The sequence below is a fragment of the Mesorhizobium sp. M2C.T.Ca.TU.002.02.1.1 genome, assembly GCF_003997225.1.
In genome coordinates, this window is the sequence record NZ_RZTO01000559.1 from 1 (window position 1) to 4,199 (window position 4,199).

The window sequence follows — 4,199 nt, forward strand, 5'->3', positions numbered from 1 at the left end:
AGCTCACCGGACGCGGCTTCCTGCTGATCACCGGCCTTACCGGCGGCGGCTATATCGCCGTGCCTGAGCGATGCACGCTGTCGCTGATCCGCAAGCTCCTGCCGGGCGAGTCGCTCGACACGGCCGCAGCCGAGATCGAAGCCGCGGTGCGCGGCGCCATCACCGATCCGGAAATCACCATAGAGTTTTCCTATCCCGCCGGCCGCGACCACGGGCTGGGCGGCACCGCCGCCGAGATCGACGAGACGGGCGCCGAAGTCGCCCTGCTTTCGGACTCGATGGCCAAAGCCATGGTCGGACGCGGCGTGATCGAGGGCGCGCCCTTCTGGTCGGAATCCTCGTTCTTCGTGAATCGGCTGGGCATTCCCGCCGTCTATTGCGCGCCGGGCGATATCCGCAACTGCCACACTTTCGAGGAGCACGTCGATGTCGAGGAATACCTCACCGGCATCGTCGGCTTCGCAGCCTTCATGGCCCGCTATTGCGGCGTGGCCGATTGAACGACCAACGAAGCAGAAAATGGGAGACTGAAAACATGCTGATGAAGAAATGGATTGCCGCCTTGGCAGGCGGATTGATGCTCGCCGCCGGCGCGGCTCACGCGCAGACGGTCGGACCGCAGGGCGAGACCGCCACCCCGAGCTCCGGTGTCACGCTGAGCGATGCCGACATCGCGGCGCTGAAGGACAAGGGCTACAAGGCAGCCCTCCTGTGGCACACCTCTTCCGACTTCACCAATGCGGTGACCGCGGGCGCCACCGACGAGTTCGCCAAGGCCGGCATCTCGATCGCGGTCAAGACCGACGCGCAGTTCGACGCCGCCCGCCAGCGCAGCGATATCGAGACCGCTTTAGCCGCCAAGCCGAACATCATCCTGGCCCTGCCGCTCGATCCGGTCACCTCGGCCGAAGCCTTCCGCCAGGCGGTCAAGGACGGCGTCAAGCTGGTGTTCCTGTCGAACCTGCCCAAGGATTACAAGCAAGGCGCCGACTATGCCTCGATCGTCACCGACGATCTCTACCAGATGGGCAAGCAGGCGGCCGACGCCATGGCCAAGGCCATCGGCGGCAAGGGCAAGGTCGGCTACATCTTCCACGACGCCAACTATTACGTCACCAACCAGCGCGACCAGTCCTTCAAGAAGACAATCGAGAAGGACTACCCCGACATCAAGATCGTCGCCGAACAGGGCATTTCCGACCCGGCCCGGGCCGAGGAACTGGCCAATGCCATGCTGCTGCAGCATCCCGATCTCGACGGCATCTACGTGACCTGGGCCGAGCCCGCCGACGGCGTGCTTTCGGCGCTGCGCGGCGCCGGCAACAAGCATACCAAGATCGTCACGCTCGACCTTGCCGAGCCGGTCGCGCTCGACATGGTCAAGGGCGGCAATGTCGCCGCACTTGTCGCCGACAAGGCCTATGAGCTCGGCCGCGCCATGGCCGCCTCCGGCATGAAGTCGCTGCTTGCCCAGCAAACGCCGGCCTTTGTCGTCGCGCCGGCGCTGACCGTGACCAAGGAGAATGTCTCCCAGGGCTGGAAGGACTCGCTCAACCGTGACGCGCCGCAGTCGGTGCTCGACGCGGCGAAATGAAGCCGACGCCCCGGCCCGGCTTGCCGGGCCGGGGCTCTCTTCCTGAACAAAAAGGGGAACCGACATGCGCAAAGCATTGAGCATTATGACCGCATTGGCGAGCCTGTTCGCCGCTCACGCCTTCGCCGCCGAAGGCGTCACCACCGGCCCGAACGGCGAGAAGCCGGTTCCGGCAGCCTCGCTGACGCTGACGGCGGCGCAGGAGCAGCAGATCAAGGACGGCAAGTTCACCGCGGCCCTCGTCTGGCACGAGATGAGCGAGTACACCAACGCCGTCAACGCCGGCGCGCGCGACGAGTTCAAGCGGCTCGGCATCGAGGTGGTGGCGCAGACCGACGCCGGCTTCGACGCCGCGCGCCAGAAGGCCGATGTCGAGACGGTGATGGCCAAGAAGCCGTCGATCATCCTGTCGCTTCCCGTCGATCCGGCGACCGCGGCTTCCGTCTACGATCCGGCCCGCCAGGCCGGCGTCAAGCTCGGCTTCGTCGACAATTGCCCGGCCGGCTACAAGCAGGGCACGGACTACGTCGCCATCGTCTCCGACGACCTCTTCCAGATGGGCAACAAGGCCGGCATCGCCATGGCCGAGGCGCTCGGCAAGAAGGGCAAGGTCGGCTACATCTTCCACGACGCCGATTTCTACGTCACCAACCAGCGCGACGGCGCCTTCAAGAAGACCGTCGAGCAGGATTATCCCGACATGAAGATCGCCGCCGAGGCAGGCATGGCCGACCCGGCGCGCTCAGAGGATATCGCGCAGGCGATGATCACCCAGCATCCGGACCTCGACGGCATCTATGTCACCTGGGCAGAGCCGGCGCTGAGCGTGCTTTCCGCGCTGCGCGCCGCCGGCAACACGCACACCAAGATCGTCACGCTCGACCTCAACGAACCGGCCGCGCTCGACATGGTCAAAGGTGGTAACATCGCGGCCCTTGTCGCCGACGAGGCCTACTCCATCGGCGTGACGCGGGCGCGCGCCTCGGCGGGTTCGCTGGTCGGCCTGAAGGCCGAGCCCTTCTACGCGGTCGATTCCATCGCCGTCACCAAGGACACGGTAAAGGACGGCTGGAAGAAGTCGCTCAACAAGGATGTGCCCGCGACCATCGCGGACGCCATGAAGTAAACGGCGTGGCAGGCTGCGAAGCACGCACCATCGGAGATCGAACATGACCAGCGCCAACACCGGCACCGAGGTGGGCAGCTTCGCCAGCCGCTTCAATCTGCAGCAATATGTCGTCTATCTCGGCTTCCTGGCGATCTTCCTGTTCTTCGCCTTCATGCTGAAGGACAGCGGCTTCCTCACCGTCCGCAACCTCTCCAACATCGTGCTGCAGACGGCCCCGGTGACGATCATGGCGATCGGCCTCGTCTTCGTCATGTCGGCCGGCGAGATCGACCTTTCGATCGGCTCGATCGTGGCGGTATCGGCGCTTGCGGCCGCCGTCACCATCGCCTCCTACGGGATGGCGGCGGGCATCGTCGCCGGCCTGGGCGCCGGTATCTTGATCGGCCTCATCAATGGCGCGCTGGTCGCCTATGTGAAGCTGCCGTCCTTCCTGGTGACGCTGGCGACGATGGGCCTGTTCGCCGGTGTCTCGCGCTCGATGACCGATCTGCGTTCGATCTCGGTCACCAATGAGACCTTTACCGGTTTCTTCGGCTCGGGCTCGCTGCTCGGCGTGCCGTCGCTGATCTGGTGGACGGTGATCGCCATCGCCGTCGGCCACCTCGTCTACCGCGAGACGCGTTTCGGCGCGCATGTGCTGGCGACCGGCGACAATGCCCGCGCGGCGAGCGTTTCGGGCATCAGCGTGCCGAAGATCCGGCTCGCCGTGCTCACCATCAGCGGCGGGCTCGCCGGCCTTGCCGGACTGCTCTACGCCGGGCGCCTGCAAGCGGCGAAATACACGCTCGGCGAAACGGACCTGATGACGGTGATCGCCGCCGTCATCGTCGGCGGCACGCTGCTCAATGGCGGCAAGGGCTCGATCGTCGGCGCCCTTGTCGGCTCGCTGATGATGGGCATGCTGAACAACGGGCTGATCCTGATGGGCCTTTCGGTCTCCGACCAGATGATCGTGCGCGGACTGATCATCCTCACCGCCGTCGCCGTGTCGCTGCGCGACAAATCCCGCTGAAGGAATCTTCCCATGTTTCTCGACGTTCTGCGCCGCCGCAACCCCGCCTTCATCGAAGCGGCGATCGGCCTTCATCAGCAAGGCAAGCTGCCGGCCAACGCCTATGTGCTCGATCTCGATATGGTCGAGCGCAACGCCAAGGTCCTCAAACAGGAAGCTGACCGGCTCGGTCTGAAGATCTTCGCCATGACCAAGCAGGTCGGCCGCTCGAGCTCATTCTGCAAGGCGGTGATGCGCGGCGGCATCGAGCGCGCGGTTGCGGTCGACATGGCTTGCGCGCGCGCCACGCACAAGGCCGGAATGAAGCTTGGCCATCTCGGCCATCTGCAGCAGATCGCGAAATTCGAAGCCGATGCTGCGGCAAGGACGTTCCAGCCGGACTACTGGACCGTCTTCAACGACATCAAGGCCGAGGAAGCAGGCAGGGGCGCCAAGGCCGCCGGCTATGTCCAGGACCTGCTCTG

Annotated in this window: 3 protein-coding genes and 2 pseudogenes; all 5 read left to right on the forward strand. The window is 65.2% G+C overall.

Features of this window, described 5'->3' with window-relative positions; all coding sequences use genetic code 11:
- Positions 1-500, forward strand: a pseudogene (locus EOD07_RS24815) (M20 family peptidase); the annotation flags it as partial.
- A gap of 35 nt (positions 501-535) precedes the next feature.
- Positions 536-1,594, forward strand: coding sequence for a substrate-binding domain-containing protein (locus tag EOD07_RS24820; protein ID WP_073985373.1), 1,059 nt, complete (start codon positions 536-538; stop codon positions 1,592-1,594).
- Positions 1,595-1,658: 64 nt separating this feature from the next.
- Complete coding sequence (locus EOD07_RS24825) at positions 1,659-2,720, forward strand: substrate-binding domain-containing protein (RefSeq protein ID WP_127237307.1); 1,062 nt, start codon at positions 1,659-1,661, stop codon at positions 2,718-2,720.
- Between the two features lie 43 nt (positions 2,721-2,763).
- Positions 2,764-3,735, forward strand: coding sequence for an ABC transporter permease (locus EOD07_RS24830; protein WP_040983996.1), 972 nt, complete (start codon positions 2,764-2,766; stop codon positions 3,733-3,735).
- Between the two features lie 12 nt (positions 3,736-3,747).
- Positions 3,748-4,199 (forward strand): annotated as a pseudogene (locus EOD07_RS24835) (YhfX family PLP-dependent enzyme); the annotation flags it as partial.